Below are 18976 nucleotides of genomic sequence, written 5' to 3' on the forward strand. Positions count from 1 at the left end.
GGCCCCGGCCGGAAGGAGGCACTGGGTGATCGAGCTCGACGACCTGCCCGAGCTGATCGACCCGGTCATGGTGGCCGCATTCGAGGGGTGGAACGACGCGGGCGATGCCGCTTCCGCCGCGATCGAGCACCTCGACCGGGTCTGGAAGGGCGAGGTGTTCGCGGCCCTGGATGCCGAGGACTACTACGACTTCCAGGTGAATCGGCCGACGATATGGCTGGATGGGGACACCCGGCGGATCACTTGGCCCACCACCCGGTTGTCGGTGGTCCGGCTGGCCGAGCCCCGCCGTGACCTGGTGCTGGTACACGGCATCGAGCCGAATCTGCGCTGGCGCTCGTTCTGCAATGAACTCTTGGGCTTCGCGCACGAGTTGGGTGTGGAGACGGTGGTGGTGCTGGGTGCGATGCTGGGCGACGCGCCGCACTCGCGGCCGGTCCCGGTCAACGGCACCACATCCGACCCGGTGGTGGCCGCGAACGTGGGTCTGGAGCAGTCCCGGTACGAGGGGCCCACGGGCATCGTGGGCGTGCTCCAGGAAGCCTGCGCGCACGCGGGGATGCCGGCGTTGACGTTCTGGGCGTCGGTGCCGCACTACGTGGCGCAGCCGCCCTCGCCCAAGGCCACGCTGGCGCTGTTGCGCAAGCTGGAGGACTTCCTGGACCTGACCGTGCCGATGGGCGAGCTGGCCGAGGACGCGCGGGCGTGGCAGGTGGGGGTGGATCAGCTCGCGGCCGAGGACACCGAGGTCGCCGAGTACGTGCGCTCGCTGGAGGCCGCGCGCGACACCGAGGACCTGCCCGAGGCGTCCGGCGATGCGATCGCGGCCGAGTTCGAGCGCTATCTCAAGCGCAAGGGTGATCAGTCCGAGGGCTGATCACCCGCGGGGTGCTCAGGCCGAGTGGCGGCGCAGTTCCAGCGTCGCCAGCGGGATGAAGCCGCCCGGGCCGGGCTCGGCGGATGCGTCGGGGCCGGCGAGGCGGCGCAGCATGGCCAGGGCGATGCGTTCGCCCTGGGCCTTGGCCCGTTCCGCGCGCGGTCCGGCGAAGCCGCCGTCGACGCAGGCCCGCCAGAGCTGGACCCAGCGGCCGAAGTGTCGGGCGGTCAGCGGTTCGGCGCGGTGCAGCACGTGATGCACCGCGAACGCGTCGCCGCGGTAGTCGGCGGTGCGCAGCAGGGCGCGTTCCCAAAAGTCGGTGATCCGGGGCAGGTGTGCGTCCAGGTCGGTGCCGGCGATCCGGGTGAAGTAGGCGCCGATCACCGGGTCGGCGAAGGCTGCGCCGTAGAAGCGGCGGAGCAGGGCTTCCAGGTCGGCGCGGGTGTCGATGTCGGCGCGGCCGACGGCGGGCGGGGCGGTGTCCCCGGGCGGCGCGTCCCGGGCGGGGGTCGTCCGCGGTGTGAGGTCCATCGGTCGTCGCCGGTCGCCGTGCATACCTACCACCTTAGGGTGCGGGCGGCGCGTGGACCCGGGCCGAACGCCCGGGCGGGTGGAGTCCGTGGACCCCACCCGGCCGGTCTGTGCCGGAGCCGCCGTCCGCGCCGGTGGACGACGGGTCCGCTCGTGGTGTCGTGACCGGGCACCCCGGTGGGCCCGGCCACGACCTTGCGGTCACGAAGCGGTGAAGGCGGCCGCGTTCGTGGCCGCGTCTTCGGGGGCGGCCCTGGCTCAGGCCGTTGTGGATCGCGGCCGCGAGTTCGCCGTTGGTGGTGTCACCGCTGAACTCCCAGAAGAACGCGCCGCGCAGGTTCTGCGCCTTGGCCCAGCTCATCTTGGAGTTGACGGTGGCCGGGGTGTCGTAGCTCCATCAGTTGCTCCCGCACTTGGCGTACGCGGTGCCGGCGATGGTGCCGGTGCCGGTGCCGGGGCAGCTGCTCTTGCCGGTGTTCTTGATGGTCCAGCTGCCGCCGAAGCCGGAGCCCCAGTCGGAGGTCTTGACGAACGTGGCGGTGAGAGTAGGAAAGGTCTGGACCATAGGTCAATGGTCTGTACCAAAATGGTCTGGACCAACCGCCCTGCCTCGCGCCGGAAATGCCGCACGCGGGCCCGAAGGGCTCGCGTGATCCGGGGCTTTGCCGAACTTGCCGAAATTTGCCGCGCGTTGGCCGGATGTGGCTTCAGCGTCGAGCGGGCGCGTACGGCGCGCCGGGTGCGGGTGCGGTGCCGTCCACGGCCGCGCGCCAGCGGTCGTGCAGCCACATCTGGGTGCGCCGGCGGGCGGCCCGTTCGTCCCATTGCACGTCGCGCTCGTAGGTCAGCACGGACAGATCCCCGGCGAGCACCGCCCATGTGTAGAGCCCGTTGATGTGACGCGCGTTGACCCGCATTCCGCTCACCGAGGCGGCCCGACCGGCCGCGGTGCCGATGGTCTCGTCGTGTTGCGCGACCCACTGCACGGTCAGTCCCTCGGCGTGCAGCGGATCCACGTGGTGCCAGAACGCCTCGGCGGCGGCGTGCGCCTCCTCGGTGCCGGGCAACGGGCCCGGGCGCGGGCCCTCCAGCCGGGTCCAGCCCAGCAGCGTGCCGTCGGCGCGGTCCACCACCACGCTGGCGTGCGGCCCGCCCGGGCGCGGGTGGGTGGCGGGTTGGTGGCGCACGACCACGACGGGGCGTTCGTCGTGCCAGGCGTAGTCGAGCGCCGTGAGTATCCAGGTGCGGGGTATCGACAGTCGGCACTTCGCCAGCAGAGCGGCGACGGCGGTGGTGACGTCGGTGTCCCTGCCGGGGAACAGGGTCATGGTGCGTCCTCGCGGTCGTGCGGGATTCGAACGGGGTCGGAGCGGATCAGGACGGTGCGGCGGCCGCGGCGAACGCGGTGGGCTCGCGCACCGGGTCGGGCCCGAGGGGCCCGGAGGCGACTTCGGCGCCGCCCGGATCCGCGAACGCCGCCAGTTTGCCGCACACCTGTTCGGTGCCGCCGTCGAGGGTGAGCCCACCGGTCGACGGACGGGCACTGCGGGCGGCGTGGCGTCGCGTCGGCGGTCGGGCGCCCCGGGCGTCGGCGGGTCGCGCCGGTACGCCGGGAGCCCGCGTTCGGGCGTGGTCTAAACCCCTGGCGTCCGCGATCAGTGCCGGGGCGTCGGCCGAGGGAGGCGGCGCACAGGAGTTCTCCATGAACCGGACCCTAACGATCGGCGGGCCGGATGAGAACAAGTTCCACTGCTTCCATACGCTACCGTACGGACATTTGCCCGTGGTTGGGCGAGCTCGTGCCCGGTCGGTGCTTCCGTTCGTGTGACGCGGGGCACGAACTCGAGGAAGCGTGGGTGCCGTTGGGCTAGGGTCCGGGCAACCCCGCTCGGGAAGGAGCGCGCGTGTCCCCCACCGTCGACACCGATCTGCTCGTCATCGGTGCGGGCCCGACCGGCCTGTACGCCGCCTACTACGCGGGCTTCCGGGGCCTGCGCACCGCACTCCTGGATTCGCTGCCCGAACCCGGCGGGCAGATCTCCGCGATGTACCCGGAGAAGATGATCTACGACGTCGCGGGATTCCCGGCGATCAAGGGCCAGGACCTGGTGGACGCGCTGGTCGAGCAGGCCGCGCCGTTCGAGCCGAGCTATCTGCTCGGCCATCGCGCCGAGCAGTTGGCGCAGGACGACGACGGCGTCACGATCACCTGCGCGAGCGGCCTGGTGGTGCGGGCCAAGGTGGTCCTGATCAGCGGCGGGATCGGTACCTTCAGCCCGCGTCCGCTGCCCGCCGCCGACGCGTTCACCGGCGACGGGGTGCGCTACTTCGTGCCGCGCCTGTCGGATCTGGCCGGGCTGGACGTGCTGATCGTGGGCGGCGGCGATTCGGCGTTCGACTGGGCCACCAGCCTGGAGCCGGTCGCCAAGTCGATCACGCTGGTGCATCGCCGGGACAAGTTCCGCGCCCACGAGCACACCGTGCGCCGGGTGCTGGCCTCGACCACCGAGGTGATCACCTCCGCCGAGGTCACCGCGCTGCACGGCGACGGACAGGTACGAGCCGCGGACGTGGTCGCCAAGGCCGACGGCGCGGTGCGCACCCTCCCGGTGCAGGCGGTGGTGGCCGCCTTGGGCTTCATCGCCGACCTGGGCCCGATGACGCACTGGGGCCTGGAGCAGCGCAAGCGGCACATCGTGGTGAACCAGGCGATGCGCACCAACCTGACGCGGGTCTTCGCGGCCGGCGACATCGTCGACTACGACGGCAAGGTCAAGTTGATCGCCACCGGGTTCGGCGAGGCGGCCACGGCGGTCAACAACGCGATGACCGTGGTCGATCCGTCGGCGCACGTCTTTCCGGGGCATTCTTCGGACGTGCCGTAGGGGGCTCGGCCGAGGCCGCTTCGCCTTCGGGCAGGTGCGGCGGTTCGGATGTGGCCCGTGTCGGGCGCCGTGGTGCGGGGCTCCAGTTTCGTGGGCCGGGTGTCGGCTGTCGGCTGTCGGCTCGGTGATATTGCCGGGTGGCGTGGCATTGTCGGGCAGCGCTCCGGGGGCGATTTCTGGCCGACCCCGGCCGAAAAGCGGAATAGGCACTTGTTGCCTCGGCGGATGACTCGATAGGCTCACGCAGTCGCAGATATCGATCCATTGTTGTCGAAGGACGTCATGACGCTCGTGGTGCCGGTCACCGCCTCCACGCCCGGAGTCTCCTCCCGGCGGGTCGAGGCCGTCGCGCCCTGCGGCGCGGCCGTGCGCCGTCCGCGAACTCCCCTGTGTACCCGCCGGCATGTCGATTTCGGCCGCGTGCACAGCTCGGCCTGTCGCACCCGCTGATCCCCGCGGACCGGGCTGCTCCGCCGCCGGACGCTCGCCGGCGATCCCCGTGATCGCCGGCCGGCCGTCCGCCCGCCGTTCCACGACCTCCCCCTCGATTCGCCGCGTCCCGCGCCGGCGTGATTTCTGACGCGCCTTTTCTGCGCGCGCCGTTCCCGACGCCGCGCATTCGCGCGAATCGACGGTTATCCCTGCCCGAAATCGCGCGCACCGCCGCGTGAATTCGCCATGCCCGGAGATTCCCATGCGCTTTTCGGTATTCCCCGCCTCCGCCCATCCTCGAAGACTGCGCCGCACCGCCGGTACCGGCGCCGCCATGGCGGCCCTCGTGCTGCTGGCCGGCGCCTGCAACGGCGCCGGCGACAAGGCCGCGAACTCCGCCGAGGTCGGCCCGCCGCAGTCCGGCGGCACGCTCACCTTCGCGCTGGCCGCCGACCCCACGTGCCTGGACCCGCAGCAGTTCGGCGCGAACGCGAGCCTGAACGTGGGCCGCCAGATCGTCGACTCGCTGACCGACCAGGACGGGAAGACCGGCGAGATCAAGCCGTGGCTGGCCACCTCGTGGGAGGTGGACCCGCAGGCCACCCACTTCACCTTCCACCTGCGTCCGGGCGTCACCTTCGCGGACGGCACGCCGCTGGACGGCGCCGCGGTCAAGGCCAACCTCGACGGGGTGGTCGCGCTGGGCGCCAAGGCCACCATCGCGGGCAGCTACCTCACCGGGTACCGGGGCACCACCGTGCTGGACCCGGCCGCCGTGCGGGTGGAATTCGCCGCGCCCAGCGCCCAGTTCCTCCAGGCCACCTCGACCATGTCGCTGGGGCTGCTCTCCCCCGCCACCTTGGCCAAGACCGCCGAGCAGCGCTGCCAGGGCGATCTGGTCGGCTCCGGACCGTTCACGCTGCGCTCCTACAAGCCGAACCAGAGCGTGGAGTTGGCCAAGCGGGCCGGCTACGCGTGGGGCTCGTCGCTGTTCGCCCATCCGGGCGAGGCGTACCTGGACAAGCTGGTGTTCAAGATCGTGCCCGAGTCCGGCGTACGCGCCGGCAGCCTGGAGTCCGCGCAGGTGGACGCGATCAGCGACGTGCAGCCGCAGGACGAGGGGCGGTTCGCCTCCGGCTACACCGTGCTGACCCGGCCCAACCCGGGCGTCGTTTTCAACCTCCAGGCCAACGTGTCCCGGCCGATCCTGGCCGAGGACGCGGTCCGGCGGGCGATCCAGAAGGCGGTGAACCGGCCCGAGTTGGCGCAGACCGTGCTCACCTCCAAGTACAAGGCCGCCACCTCGCCGCTGGCCTCGGTCACTCCCGGCTGGGTGGACCTGTCCGCGCAGCTGGGCTACGACCCGGAGGGCGCCAAGCGGCTGTTGGAGGAGGCGGGCTGGAAGGTCGGTTCGGACGGCGTGCGGGTCAAGGACGGGCGCCGGCTCAGCGTGGACGTGATCTTCGCGCCGCTGTTCAACGCCAGCCAGTCCGTCCTGGAACTGGTCCAGCAGGAACTGCGCAAGGTCGGCGTGGACCTGCGGCTGCGCAAGCTCGCCGCCGGTGAGCAGAACCAGGTGCAGAACTCGGGCGACTACGACTTCGCGTACTACAACATCACCCGCTCGGACCCGGACATCCTGCGCTCCCTGTTCAGTACCAGGACGGTCAACCGGCTCAGGATCGCCTCGGGCGACCTGGACACCGTGCTGGACGACCAATCGCAGAGCCTGGACCCGGCGCAGCGCAACGCGAAGGTCGCCGAGGCTCAGCGGATCGTCGCCGACCGGGCGTATGTGATCCCGCTGTTCGAGCTGTCCCAGGTGCACGGGCTGGGTCCCAAGGTGCACGGGCTGAGCTTCGAGGCGTCCTCGCGCCTGCAGTTCCACGATACGTGGCTGAGCAACTGATGCGCGGCTATCTGGTGCGCCGGCTGTTGCAGGCGGTGGTGGTGCTGTGGGCGGCGTTCACCGTGTCGTTCGTCGTGTTGTTCCTGCTGCCGGGCGATTCGTTGTCGATCAAGCTCGGCGGCCTGGAGGGCACCGCCACGCGGGAGCAGATCGACGCGGTGCGCGGCGCGAACGGACTCGACGACCCGGTCTACGTGCAGTACGCCCATGCGCTGGGAGACACGCTCACCGGCGATCTGGGCACGTCGGCGCAGACGGGGGCTCCGGTGGCGCGCACGATCGTGGACGCGCTGCCGCAGACGCTGGAGTTGACCGGTGTGGCGATCGTGTTGGCGGTGCTCGGCGGCGGTGGGGTGGCGTTGGCCGCGACGTTCACCCGGCTGCGGGCGCTGCGTCAGGTGTTGATGTCGCTGCCGGCGATCGGGATCTCGATGCCGGGCTTTTGGGTGGGGTTGCTGCTGGTGCAGGTGGTGTCCTTCCAGTGGGGCCTGTTGCCGGCGATGGGCAACCAGGGTTTGGAGAGTCTGGTGTTGCCTGCGTTCACGTTGGCGCTGCCGGCGGGCGCGATGATCGCGCAGGTGTTGGCGAAGAGCATGACCACCGCGCTGGCCGAGCCGTACGTGGAGACCGCGCGGGCCAAGGGCGCGGGCCGGGTGCGGATCCATCTGCGGCATGCGCTGCGCAACGCGTCGCTGCCGGCGCTCACGCTGGCGGCGGTGGTGTCGGGGAACGTGCTGGTGGAGTCGGTGGTGGTGGAGACGGTGTTCTCCCGGGCCGGGATCGGCCGGCTGACGGCTGCCGCGGTGGACACCCAGGACGTGGCGATGGTGCAGGGCGTGGTGCTTTTCGCGGCGCTGGTGTTCGTGGTGGTCGCGCTGGCGGTGGACCTGCTGTATCCGGTGCTGGATCCGCGCGTGGGAAGGACGGTGTGACGATGGCGGCCGGTTTCGCGACGGATGTGTTGCCCGCCGCTCGTGGGCATGCGCGGTTCGTGCTGCGCCGTCCCGGGTTGTTGCTGTCGCTGGTGGTGTTCGCGCTCGTGGTGCTCGCGGCGCTGTTCCCGCGGCTGTTCACCGACGGCGATCCGCTGGTGGGCACGCCGCGGGACAAGTTGCGGGGGCCGAGCGCGGAGCACCTGTTCGGAACGGATCAGCTCGGGCGTGATCTGTTCACCCGGGTGGTACACGCCAGTTCGCTGTCGTTGCGGGCGACGTTCGTGGCGGTGGCGGTGGCCCTCGTGGTGGGCGGGGTGCTCGGGTTGTTGTCCGGGTTCTTCGGCGGGTGGCTGGACGACGTGGTGATGCGGGTGGTCGACGTGTTGCAGGCGATTCCGCGGCTGTTGTTGTCGCTTGCGCTGGTCGGCGCGCTGGGCTTCGGCACCACGAAGGTGGCCGTCGCGGTGGGGGTGGCCAGCGTCGCCGGCTTCGCGCGGGTGATGCGGGCGGAGGTGCTGCGGGTGCGCTCGTCGGTGTACGTGGAGGCGGCGCGGGCGAGCGGGGTGCGGTCGGGCGGGATTCTGGCCCGGCATGTGTTGCCGAATGCGTCCGGGCCGGTGTTGGTGATGGCCGCGTTGGAGTTCGGCATCGCGATCCTGTCCGTGTCGGCGCTGAGCTTCCTGGGCTTCGGCGCTCCGCCGCCGACACCGGAGTGGGGTGTGCTGGTCGCCGACGGGCGCAACTTCGTGGCGACCGCGTGGTGGTTGACCACATTTCCCGGCCTGGTGATCGCGGCGACGGTGCTGTCCGCGAACCGCATCTCGCGGGCCTTGGACGGAGAGCGGAGGCAGGATCGATGAGCGAGACGTCGAAGGGACTCGCCGGGGGCTCCCCCCGGGTCGAGGCCGGGGTCGAGGCCGGGTCGGTGGGCGCGGATCGGGCGGTGGGCGTAGGGCGCGTGGCCGCGGATCGGGCGGTGGACGCGGGCCGGGGGGTCGGTACGGATCGGGCGGTGGGCGCGCTGTCGGTGGTGGAGGCCCCGGATGCCCCGCTGTTGGACATTCGGGGCCTGCGCGTGTCCTACCGGACCTCGAACGGCCCGGTGGACGCGGTGACCACCGCGGACCTGACCGTGGGGGCGGGCGAAGTGGTGGCCGTGGTCGGCGAGTCGGGCTCGGGCAAGAGCACCACCGCGCACGCGATCGTCGGCCTGTTGCCGGCCGGTGGCCGGGTCGGCGCGGGTCGGGCGTTGTTCGAGGGCCGTGATCTGCTGACGTTGCGCGAGCGCGAACTGCGCGAGGTACGCGGGCGGTCGATCGGGTTCATCCCGCAGGACCCGATGGTCTCGCTCAACCCGGTGCGGCGGATCGGCGATCAGGTCGCCGAGGCACTGATCGTGCACGGGCTGGCGAGCGGCAAGGCGGCGCAGGAGCGCGCGGTGGCCGCGCTCGGCGAGGCAGGCCTGCCCGAACCCGCCACGAGGGCACGGCAGTTTCCGCACGAGTTGTCCGGCGGCATGCGCCAGCGGGTGCTGATCGCGATCGCGCTGGCCTGCCAGCCCCGGCTGGTCATCGCCGACGAACCCACCAGCGCGCTCGATGTCACCGTGCAGCGGCAGATCCTGGACCACATCGACGAGCTCACCCACGCGCACGGCACCGCGATGCTGCTGATCACCCACGACCTGGGCGTGGCCGCCGACCGCGCCCAGCGGGTGGTGGTGATGTCCCAGGGCACGGTGGTCGAGCAGGGGCCGGCGGCGCGGATCCTGACCGATCCCGAACACCCGTACACCCGAGCGCTGATCGCCGCCGCACCGAGCCTGACCACCCGTCGGGCGCGTGCGCGTCCGGTGCGCGAACCCGTCCCGCGAGCCGAGCCGTTGCTGACCGTGACGGGGCTGGTGAAGGAGTTCGCGCTGCCGAAGACCAAGGAGGGCGCCCGCATGCTGCGCGCGGTGGACGACGTCTCGTTCACGGTGCGCCGAGGCGAGACGTTCGCGCTGGTCGGCGAGTCGGGTTCGGGGAAGTCGACCACGGTGCGGATGATCCTGGGCCTGGAAGCGCCCAGCGCGGGCCGGATCCTGATCGAGGGACGGGACACGACCCGACCCGGGCGCGGCGAGTTGCGCGCGCTGCGCCGACGCATGCAGTTGGTTTACCAGAACCCGTACGCCTCGCTGGATCCGCGCTTCACGGTGTCCGAGATCGTCGAGGAGCCGCTGCGCGCCTACCGGGTCGGCAGTCGGGCGCAGCAGCGGGCCCGGGCGTCGGCGTTGATCGATCAGGTGGCGCTGCCCGAGGGTGTGCTGCGCCGCAAGCCGGCCGAGTTGTCCGGTGGGCAGCGGCAACGGGTGGCGATTGCCCGGGCGTTGGCGCTGAAGCCGGATCTGGTGGTGTGTGACGAGCCGGTGTCCGCGTTGGACGTCTCGGTCCAGGCGCAGATCCTGGAGTTGCTGGGTGGGCTCCAGGACGAGTTGGGGATCAGTTACCTGTTCATTTCGCACGACCTCGCGGTGGTGCGTCAGATCGCCGACCGGGTGGGCGTGTTGCAGGCCGGTCGGCTGGTCGAGAAGGGCGGTTGCGAGCAGGTGCTCTCGGCGCCCACGCACCCGTACACGCGCGAGCTGATCGCGGCCATCCCCGGGCGCCGGCGCCCGCAACCGTTGGGAGCGGTGTCATGAGGTTCGCGGTGTTCACCCTGGGTGCCAACGCCCCGCATGCGATCACCGGGCAGCGCGCGCCGGCGCACGAGCAGTTGGCGGACTTGGTCGAGACGGCGGCGCTGGCCGAGGAGTTGGGCTTCGACGCGTTCGGGGTGGGCGAGCGGCACGGCGAGCCGTTCCTGTCCTCGGCGCCGCCGGTGATCCTGGCGGCGGTCGCGCAGCGCACCTCGCGCATTCGGCTGTTGACCACGCTGACCGTGATCAGTGTGCTGGATCCGGTGCGGGTCGCCGAGGACTACGCGACGCTGGACCAGTTGTCGCGGGGCCGGCTGGACCTGATGGTCGGCAAGGGCAACGACCCGCGGCACTTCCCGCTGTTCGGGCTCGCCGAGGACGACCAGTGGGAGTTGCAGGAGGAGAAGTTCGAGCTACTGCGCCGGTTGTGGAGCGAGGAGAAGGTCTCCTGGTCCGGGCGCTTTCGCAGCCGGTTGCACGAAGTAACCACCTATCCCCGGCCGTTCCCGCGCCCGGACGGGCGGGCTCCGGTGATCTGGCACGGCAGCGCGACCAGCCGGGCGTCCACCGAGTTGGCCGCGAAGTGGGGCGATCCGTTGTTCACCGCGAACGGCTTCCATCCGATGGCCAAGTACGCCGACCTGATCGACCACTATCGCGAGCGCTGGGCGGCGTACGGGCGCGATCCGAACGACGCGGTGGTCGGTTCGGGCGCGGGTGGCTGCTACGTGGCGCCCACGTCGCAGGAGGCGCTGGCGCGGTATCGGCCGTACTACGACGCGTTCGCCGGGTCGGCGGCGGCGCAGCACAATCGATCGCCGTTCACGTCGTTGGAGGACAACATCGCGAACGGCCCGGCCCTGGTGGGCAGTCCGGCGCAGATCGTGGACAAGATCGGGCGCTACCACGCGGCCTATGGGCATCAGGTACAGGCGATCGGGACGGAGGGGCTGGACCGTGCGGAACGGCGGGCGGTCCTGGAACTGTTCGCGGGCGAGGTGGCGCCCGCGCTGCGCGCCGCGCTCCCCTCGCGGGTCTGGGAGCAGGCGGCCTGAACCCGCGGCCGGTCGTGGGCCCAAGGGTCGGTCGAGGCAATCTCGGCCAGGTCTGGGCGTGCGGCCGGCCGGCGAGCGGGCCGCAGTTGGGGCCGGTCCGGCGCATCCCGGCGGGGACGCGATCCGCCGAACCGGGCCCTGTCGCCGAGTGGGCCGCAGGTCGGCGGAGTCGAGGCCGGGGGCGTCGGGGCCGGGCGGGGGCGGGGCGGTCGGGTCGGGGGCGTCCGGCGGGGTGTGGAGATCGGCGCGATCCTCTTGCGGAGACGTATCCGGAGCGCGAATAATCCGAGCCATGGACGGCTGCGTGTGTCACGCGGGCCCCCGCCCGGGACTGCCGAGGGCGCGGGTCCTGATTGCCGTCCACCTCCTGGTTCGCCGACACATCGACTTCCTGCGCGTGTGCAGCGCGAGTTGTCGCTCGGTCTGAGCTCCACGCCACCGGTCCGCCCGCATCCGGGTCGGACCACGCCGTGCCGTGCCACCTCGACCGTTGCCACACTCATGACCTGCGCGAGGGAGACCCGTATGTCCACGACACCCCCGAAGGCCGCCGGACCGATCGACTTCCGCACCCACGGGCGCTACCGCGTCCGCCACTCCGGAGCGCCACTGCCGGGCCTGGAGACCATCCGCCCGCCGATGCAGCGCTTTCGCGGCCGGATCGGCGCCGGGTTTCGGGCCGAGGTCAACCGCTACCACCTCTACCTGTGCCTGGCCTGCCCGCGTTCGCTGCGGGTGGCCATCACGCGCGATCTCGCGGGCCTGGCCGAGGTCGTGGGCACCACGCTGGTGGATCCGGTCCGGGACGGGCGCGGCTGGGCGTTTCGGGACGGGGACGGTCACGGCCTGGACCCCAACGGCGGGTTCGCGTTCCTGCGCGAGGCGTACGAGGCGACCGAGTACCACTACGACGGCCCGGTGACCGTGCCGGTGTTGTGGGACCGGTGGAGCGGACGCATCGTCAGCAACCACGCGCCGCACATCCTGCGCGACCTGGCCACCGGTTTCGGCGGCGGCGACGCGCTCTACCCCGCAGAGCGGCGTGAGGAACTGTGCGCGTTGGAAACCCTGTTCGAGGAGGACATCACCGACGCCGCACAGCGTGCCGGGCGGGCCTCGGCGGGCCCACGGCGGGCCGAGGCGATGAGCACCGTGTCGGCGACCCTGGCGATGGCCGAACGGCGGCTCGCGGCACGGCCGTTCCTGCTGGGTGACACGCTCACCGCGGCGGACGTGCAGTTGTGGACCACGCTCGTGCATCTGGACGCGGTGCACAAGCGGCACCTGGACGCCCAGGACGTACATCGGCTCGCGGCGCACCCGCATCTGTGGGCGTATGCACGGCGGTTGAACCTGATCCCGGCGTTCCGCGACAACCTGCGATTGGAGCACATCGCCCGAAACCACCGGAGCCACTGTCGTGGTCCGGCGGCTTCGGGTGTCTCGATCGCGCTCAACGACTGGAGCTGATCCGGCCGGCGCGGCGGTGTGGGGCCGGGGAGCGAAGGCGCGCTGCGACCTTCGGCGCTCACACCGCCGGTCGGTACGGGCTCGGGCCTTCGGCGCTCACAGCGCTTCGGCGCTCACACCGCCACGTCGGTGCGGTGCGCGCCGGCCGGGCGCGGCGCCGGCAGGCGCAGGTGTTCGCGCAGCGTGCTGCCCTCGTATTCGCTGCGGAAGACGCCGCGTTCCTGGAGGATCGGCACCACTTGGTCGACGAACTCGTCCAGGCCGGCCGGGGTCAGGTGCGGGACCAGGATGAAGCCGTCGCTCGCGCCGTCGCGTACGTGCACCTCCATCCGGTCCGCGACGTGTTCGGCGGTGCCGATGAACGTCTGTCGGGCGGCCACCTCGATCACTACCTCGCGCAGGCTCAATCCTCCCTTGGTCGCTGCAAGTTCGCGCCAGCTGCGAGCCAGCTCCAGCGGGTCGCCGCCGGTGCGGACCCGACCTCGGGCGATCGAGGTGCCATCGGTGACCGGGTCGAAGTCCGGGAGCGGGCCGTCCGGGTCCAGTTCGGACAAGTCTCGGCCCCACACCTGTTCGACGAACTGGATCGCGTTTTGCGGACTGACCTGTTGCCGACGGATCCAGGCGGCCTTGTCCTGGGCCTCCTCGGCGGTCGCGCCGATCACCGCGGTGACCGCGGGCAGGATCTTCAGCTCGTCAGGACTTCGCCCGTGCCGGGCCGCGCGACCCTTCATGTCCGCGTAGAAGGCCCGGCCCGCCTCGTATTCGCCGTGCCGGGAAAAGATCACGTCCGCCTGTGCGGCGCCGAATTCACGGCCGTCCTCGGAGTCGCCGGCTTGGATCAGCACCGGCCGGCCCTGCGGGCCACGCGGCACGGTGAAGCGGCCCTCGATGGCGAAATGCAGTCCGTGGTAGTCGAATCGACCGGCGTCGGAAGCCGCGAACACGCCGCCCTCGGTGTCGGCGACGTGCGCGTCCGGGGCCCAGCTGTCCCACAGCGTGCGGGCCGCCCCGACGAACTCGATGGCCCGCTCGTAGCGTTCCTCGCGCGGCAGGAAGCCGCCGCGGCGGAAATTCTCCCCTGTCCAGGCGTCCGGCGAGGTGACCACGTTCCAGGCCGCGCGGCCGCTGCTGAGATGGTCGAGGGAGGCGATCTTGCGGGCGAGTTCGTACGGCTCGTTGTAGGTGGCGGTGGCGGTGGCGGCCAGGCCGATTCGGTCGGTGATCGCGGCGAGTGCCGCCAGCACGGTGAGTGCGTCCGGGCGGCCGGCGACGTCCAACTCAAGGATGGTGCCATGGTGTTCGCGCAGTCGCTGCCCCTCGGCCAGGAAGAAGAAGTCGAACCTGCCGCGCTCGGCGGTGCGCGCGAGGTGCTCGAACGAGTCGAAGTCGATCTGACTGCCCGAGCGCGGATCGCTCCACACGGTGGTGCTGTTGACGCCGGGGAAGTGCGCGGCGAGGTGGATGCGGGTGCGGGGGCGGTGCCCCGAACCGCGGGATTGGGGGCTTCGGGACGAGGGGCTGGTGGGGTGGGGGCTGGTGGGGTGGGGCATCGGCGACCTCTCCTCAGGTCCGGGCGTAGCGGTTGGCGGGCAGCGGCAGGCCGAGGTGTCCGCGCAGAGTGCCGGCGGTGTACGCCTCCCGGACCAGGCCGCGTTCGCGCAGGAGTGGCACCAGGTCCTCGACGATTCGGTCCAGGTCGTACGGCAACACGCCCGGGAGGAGCGTGAAGCCGTCGACCGCGCCGCCGACATACCACCCGGCGAGGCGGTCCGCGAGGGCCTGGGGGGTACCGGTGAAGGAGAGCCCGCCCGGGACCGGGACGTCCGAGCGTGCGTCGAGGAGGCTGCGTTCGCGGCGGGCATCCGAGTCGGTCGCGGCCAGGTACACGGTGATCTCGGCGAGCACCCGAAGTTCGCCGGGGTCGCGCTCGTTGCCCTCGGCGATGGCGTGCGCGCGCTCGCGCAGTCGATGGGCCTCGTCGGGCCCGGACGCGTCGACGAAGAGCACATCGGCGAAGCGCGCGGCGATCTCCAGCGTGTCGGGGCCGTCCACGGTGATCCCGGTCACCGGCCGGCCCTGCGGCGGGCGCGGCGTGATGGAGGGGCCGCGGACGTCGAAGTAGGTGCCCTCGAAGTCGACGTAGTGCAGTTTGTTCCGGTCCAGGAACCGGCTTGTGGCCACGTCGCGGATGATCGCGTCGTCCTCCCAGCTGTCCCACAGCCGACCGACCACGTCCACGAATTCGGCTTGCTCGTCGCTGAGTTCACCGGCCGGGGCGACCGGTTTACGGCCGAAGTGGCGGGCCTCGGCGACGGTTCGGGAGGGCTGGGGCCACCAGCCGGCGCGGCCTCGGCTGACGTGGTCGAGGGTGGCGATCGAGGTGGATACGTGGAACGGCTCGGTGTGGGTGGTGGTCGCGGCCGGGATCAGGCCGATCGAGCCGGTCACGGGGGCCAGCCGTGCGGCCACCGAAACCGCGTCGAGGCGGCCCGGTATCCGGGCGGAGGGAGGCCCGAGCGAGTCGTCGAGTCGGACGAAGTCGAGCAGGCCGCGTTCGGCGGTGCGGGCCAGCTCGACCCAATAGCGCGGATCGAACAGTTCGGCGGGGCGGGCATACGGCGAGCGCCACGCGGCGGGGTGCCGGCCCGCGCCGTCGAGCGCGACACCGAGGTGGAGGTGGCCGGTGGTCATGCGAACTCCCATGTCGTACGGGCGGGTCGGCCCCGACCGGTCGGCGGGCGGGTGCGCCGACCGGTGCGGGTCAGGCGACGGCGGCGGGGCGGCGCAGCCGCGCGGAGAACGCGTCGGCGAGTTCCTCCAACGGCGCGACGCCCTCGGCTTCGATCCCGCCCTCGGCGGAGACGAACCGCTCGTGTACGAACCAGCCCTGTGCGACGTGGTCGGCGCCGAGCGAGGTCAGCACCGGGCGCAGCGCGTAGTCGAGCGCCAGGACGTGCGCGGGGGTGCCGCCGGTGAGCACCGGCAGGATCTCCTTGCCACGTAGCGCGAACTGCGGGAGCACGTCCAGGAACGTCTTGAGCACGCCGCTGTAGGCGGCCTTGTAGACCGGGCTGGCGATCACGAGCGCGTCGGCGTCGGCGACCCGGGCCAGGGCGGCGCGCAGGTCCGGGTCGGCGAAGTCGGCGTGCAGCAGTGCCTGGGCGGGCAGGTCGCGCACGGCGAGGATGGACACGTCGTGTCCGTCGGCGGTCAACCGGGCGGCGACGTGGCGGGCGACGACGCCGGTGCGCGAGGTCGCGGAGGGGCTGCCCCATACGGTCAGGACGGTTGCCATGGGTTACCTCGGTTCAGGGTGGTTCGGGTGATGGTTCCGGGGTGGCGCAGGGGTTGAATCCGAGTGCCGGTGGCGCCGGTGATTGGTGGTGCGGTCCGCGTGATGCGCCGGGTTGCCGTGTGATCGGCCGCGAAGGCGGTCGGTCTCGACGGGAGGTGCACCCCGTCGACCTCTTCGGTCGTGTCGGCCCCGTCGCCGTTCCCGCCGCCGTCCGCCACTTCGATCTCGGTGGACAGCGGGATCGGAAGCGAACGGTCGGAGGCGACCGGGTCGGTCGGGGGATCTCGCTCGGCGGGAGATCGCTCCCACCGGCTGCGGGGTGGGGCGCTGCGGGCAGTCGGCGAACGGTCGGTCCGGTGCCGTGGCGTACCTGGGTACGTGTGGGGCGCCGGCCGGCGTTCGGTCCCGATCGAGGGGACGCCGACGGCGCGGCCTGGGCCGCGCGCTTTGGTCAGCTACAACAGGCGGCGCTGGTGACACGCCCGAGGTCGATGTGGAGGCGGGCGGACAGCAGCCAACCGGCGGTGGACATGACCGCCCCGTCGCTGCGTCGCGCGTGATGCGCCACCGGGATCCCCTCGCTGGGCCGTGGCGGAACGCCACGGCAAGTTGTTCCGGAACTTAACCCGCCGGGCGGTGCTCGGTCAATTGCTCGAAGGCGACCGCGACGGTTCGACATTGACAACTCGTCAGACGGCTCCGTAGCGTCGACGTCGTGAGCCTCGACCTCTTCCTCGTGTCGTGCCGCCCCATCGACCTGTGTCGTGTGGCCGGCGGGCTGTGTCGTACCCGCGGCTGATCTCGCCGCCGCGCCCCTCGGTCCTGTGCGCCGGGGAATCCCGAGCATCCGCCCGGATCGCGCATCCGGCCTTGTGGCGTAAGGCCCTTCCTACCCGCTGAACCAGCATCTCGGCGTGCCCGTATCCGGGCGCCGGGTGACGGTTCGCGTTCTTCTGCCGTACCCCCACGAGGGGAGAGCCATGCCCGACCATCCGTCCGGCCGTCTCCGCCCAGTCGCCGTCTGCATCGTCGGCGCGGGTCCCGGTGGCGCGTCCGTTCTCGAACGCCTCCTGGCCAACGTCCCCGAGTTGCTCGGTGACCGTCCGCTGCACGTGCATGTCGTCGACCCCTACCCACCGGGTGCGGGTCGGGTGTGGCGGCGGGCCCAGTCGCCGCTGCTGTGGGCGAATTCGTTGGCCGCCGACATCACGCTGTTCACCGACGAGGTGTCCACGATCGAGGGGCCGATCCGGCCGGGACCCTCGCTGGCCGAGTGGGCCGCGGCCCGCACCGACGAGCTGCGCGAGGATCGGGACGCCGCCGAACCGGAGCCGTTTGCGGCGGAGTTGGCCGCGTGCGGGCCGACCTCGTTCCCGTCCCGGCCATTGCTCAGCACGTATCTGGCCTGGTTCTTCCGCACCACCGTCGAGGGGGCGCCGGCCAACGTGCGGGTGATCGTGCATCAGACGGCGGTCGTGGACATCACCGACGGGCCGCGCCGACAGCGGGTCCAGTTGGCCGGGCGACGGCCATCGCTCCAGGTGGACGCGGTAATCCTGGCCCAGGGGCACTTGGACGCCGAACCGACAGCGGAGGAACGCGAGCAGATCAGGTTCGCCCGCCGGCACGGACTCGCGTACATCCCGACCGGGTACACCGCCGATCTGGACCTGGACGCGCTGCGCCCGGGCGAGCCGGTACTGGTGCGCGGCATCGGGTTGGCCTTCGTCGACCTGATGGTGCGGTTGAGCCACGGTCGCGGTGGCATGTTCGAGCGGGACGCGGCGGGTGTGCTGCGCTATCGGGCCTCCGGGCGCGAGCCGCTGCTGCTTGCGGCCTCGCGCCGCGGCGTGCCGTACCGGTCCAAGACCGGTTACCCATGGACGGGTGAACGGCCGCCTCTGCCAAGGCACTTCACTGTCGAGGCGGCCCGGGCAACGGCAGATGTCTGGCCGTTGATCGGCAAGGAGTTGGCGGGTGCGCACTATCACCGGCTGTTCACCGCGCACGGCGAGCGCACCACGATGGAATGGGCGGAGTTCGACGCGGAGTTCGCGGCGGCGGCCGATCCGAGCGAGTTGATCGCGCGCGCGGTGCCGGATCCGGCCGACCGGTTCGACCGGGCGCTGTTGGACCGGCCGGTGCAGGGGCGGCCGTTCGCCGACCAGGACGCGCTCCAGGAATGGATGCACGCGCACATCGAGGCCGACCTGACCCGCCGGCACGATCCCGCGTACAGCCAGGATCTAGCCGTTATACACGCGCTGTTGAGCGTGTACGGGGTGGTGCTCCGGCTTCAGGACGCGGGTGATCCGGTGCCGGATCCGGCCCGGTTGCTCGGCTTCTTCAGCTATCTGGCCAGTGGCCCGCCGGGGCCGCGTCTGGAGGAGTTGCTCGCCTTGGCCCGGGCCGGGGTGATCCGCTTCCTCGGCGAGGATGTCGAGATAGCCGGCGACGACGACTCGGGCGACTGGCGGGCGAGCAGTCCGAGTCTGCCGGGCGTGCGGGTGCACGCCCGCGCGCTGGTGGAGGCCCGGTTGCCCGATCCGTCGCTGAAGCGCACCCGGGACGCGCTGTTGCGCCGACTGGCCGCGCGGGGCGAGGCGTCCACGGATTCCGCGGGCCGGCTGAACACGCGTGCGGGCGATCGTCGGGTGGTGAACGTGCACGGCGACGCGCATCCGGGTCGGTTCGCGGTCGGCCACGGCGTGGCGGGCGGCGCCGGGAGCGCGGGGTTCTCCCGGCCCCGCTTCGACGCGCCGGCGTTTCGGGTCAACGACGCGTTGGTTCGGGGCGTGTTGGATCATCTGCGGGAGATCGGACCCGCCACTGATCGCACTCTCGATCGGCTGGAACTTGTAACAGGAGCCACCCAGTGACCAGGAGCCACCGAGTGACCAGGAG

15 protein-coding genes and 2 pseudogenes are annotated in these 18976 nt (G+C 71.7%); 9 read left to right on the forward strand and 8 right to left on the reverse strand.

Annotation, left to right across the window (positions count from 1 at the left end; all coding sequences use genetic code 11):
- Positions 1-25 precede the first annotated feature (25 nt).
- Positions 26-877, forward strand: coding sequence for a PAC2 family protein (locus ABZS54_RS09000; RefSeq protein ID WP_355532610.1), 852 nt, complete (start codon positions 26-28; stop codon positions 875-877).
- Positions 878-892: 15 nt separating this feature from the next.
- Here the strand turns inward: ABZS54_RS09000 and ABZS54_RS09005 are convergent, their stop codons facing one another.
- The 5 genes and pseudogenes from ABZS54_RS09005 to ABZS54_RS09025 form a co-directional block, all read right to left on the reverse strand.
- Positions 893-1408, reverse strand: a complete 516-nt coding sequence (locus ABZS54_RS09005; RefSeq protein WP_355532612.1) for a group III truncated hemoglobin — start codon at positions 1406-1408, stop codon at positions 893-895.
- A gap of 259 nt (positions 1409-1667) precedes the next feature.
- Positions 1668-1871: pseudogene (locus ABZS54_RS09010) on the reverse strand (glycosyl hydrolase family 18 protein); the annotation flags it as partial.
- A gap of 6 nt (positions 1872-1877) precedes the next feature.
- Positions 1878-1973 (reverse strand): annotated as a pseudogene (locus tag ABZS54_RS09015) (hypothetical protein); the annotation flags it as partial.
- A gap of 142 nt (positions 1974-2115) precedes the next feature.
- Positions 2116-2736: a hypothetical protein gene (locus tag ABZS54_RS09020; protein WP_355532614.1), complete on the reverse strand. Its 621-nt coding sequence runs from the start codon at positions 2734-2736 to the stop codon at positions 2116-2118.
- 46 nt (positions 2737-2782) lie between these two features.
- Positions 2783-3112: a hypothetical protein gene (locus ABZS54_RS09025; protein ID WP_355532616.1), complete on the reverse strand. Its 330-nt coding sequence runs from the start codon at positions 3110-3112 to the stop codon at positions 2783-2785.
- Positions 3113-3312: 200 nt separating this feature from the next.
- On the opposite strand from ABZS54_RS09025, the gene ABZS54_RS09030 reads away from it, so the two are divergent.
- The 7 genes from ABZS54_RS09030 to ABZS54_RS09060 all read left to right on the forward strand — a co-directional run bounded on the left by ABZS54_RS09030 (position 3313) and on the right by ABZS54_RS09060 (position 12774).
- Positions 3313-4293, forward strand: a complete 981-nt coding sequence (locus ABZS54_RS09030) for an NAD(P)/FAD-dependent oxidoreductase (protein ID WP_355532618.1) — start codon at positions 3313-3315, stop codon at positions 4291-4293.
- Positions 4294-4987: 694 nt separating this feature from the next.
- Positions 4988-6634 (forward strand): ABC transporter substrate-binding protein, encoded by a 1647-nt coding sequence (locus tag ABZS54_RS09035; protein WP_355532620.1) that lies wholly within the window; start codon positions 4988-4990, stop codon positions 6632-6634.
- On the forward strand, positions 6634-7566 hold the full coding sequence (locus ABZS54_RS09040; protein WP_355532678.1) for an ABC transporter permease: 933 nt from the start codon (positions 6634-6636) through the stop codon (positions 7564-7566). The genes ABZS54_RS09035 and ABZS54_RS09040 overlap by 1 nt, the downstream gene beginning before the upstream one ends.
- Before the next feature lie 2 nt (positions 7567-7568).
- Complete coding sequence (locus ABZS54_RS09045) at positions 7569-8429, forward strand: ABC transporter permease (RefSeq protein ID WP_355532622.1); 861 nt, start codon at positions 7569-7571, stop codon at positions 8427-8429.
- Positions 8426-10252 (forward strand): ABC transporter ATP-binding protein, encoded by a 1827-nt coding sequence (locus ABZS54_RS09050; protein WP_355532624.1) that lies wholly within the window; start codon positions 8426-8428, stop codon positions 10250-10252. The genes ABZS54_RS09045 and ABZS54_RS09050 overlap by 4 nt, the downstream gene beginning before the upstream one ends.
- Positions 10249-11304, forward strand: a complete 1056-nt coding sequence (locus ABZS54_RS09055; RefSeq protein ID WP_355532626.1) for an LLM class flavin-dependent oxidoreductase — start codon at positions 10249-10251, stop codon at positions 11302-11304. The genes ABZS54_RS09050 and ABZS54_RS09055 overlap by 4 nt, the downstream gene beginning before the upstream one ends.
- Positions 11305-11829: 525 nt before the next feature.
- Positions 11830-12774, forward strand: coding sequence for a glutathione S-transferase C-terminal domain-containing protein (locus ABZS54_RS09060; protein ID WP_355532628.1), 945 nt, complete (start codon positions 11830-11832; stop codon positions 12772-12774).
- A 113-nt stretch (positions 12775-12887) separates the two neighbouring features.
- On the opposite strand, the gene ABZS54_RS09065 is transcribed toward ABZS54_RS09060, so the two are convergent.
- The 3 genes from ABZS54_RS09065 to ssuE form a co-directional block, all read right to left on the reverse strand.
- The gene (locus tag ABZS54_RS09065; protein WP_355532630.1) at positions 12888-14327 is read right to left on the reverse strand and encodes an NtaA/DmoA family FMN-dependent monooxygenase; all 1440 of its coding nucleotides are present in this window, start codon (positions 14325-14327) and stop codon (positions 12888-12890) included.
- 13 nt (positions 14328-14340) lie between these two features.
- Positions 14341-15468: an LLM class flavin-dependent oxidoreductase gene (locus ABZS54_RS09070; protein ID WP_355532632.1), complete on the reverse strand. Its 1128-nt coding sequence runs from the start codon at positions 15466-15468 to the stop codon at positions 14341-14343.
- Between the two features lie 70 nt (positions 15469-15538).
- On the reverse strand, positions 15539-16072 hold the full coding sequence (gene ssuE, locus ABZS54_RS09075; protein WP_355532634.1) for an NADPH-dependent FMN reductase: 534 nt from the start codon (positions 16070-16072) through the stop codon (positions 15539-15541).
- Positions 16073-17052: 980 nt separating this feature from the next.
- On the opposite strand from ssuE, the gene ABZS54_RS09080 reads away from it, so the two are divergent.
- Positions 17053-18951 (forward strand): FAD/NAD(P)-binding protein, encoded by a 1899-nt coding sequence (locus ABZS54_RS09080; RefSeq protein ID WP_355532636.1) that lies wholly within the window; start codon positions 17053-17055, stop codon positions 18949-18951.
- Positions 18952-18976 lie beyond the last annotated feature (25 nt).

Source organism: Embleya sp. NPDC005575 (genome assembly GCF_040605455.1).
Taxonomy (GTDB): Bacteria; Actinomycetota; Actinomycetes; order Streptomycetales; family Streptomycetaceae; genus Embleya.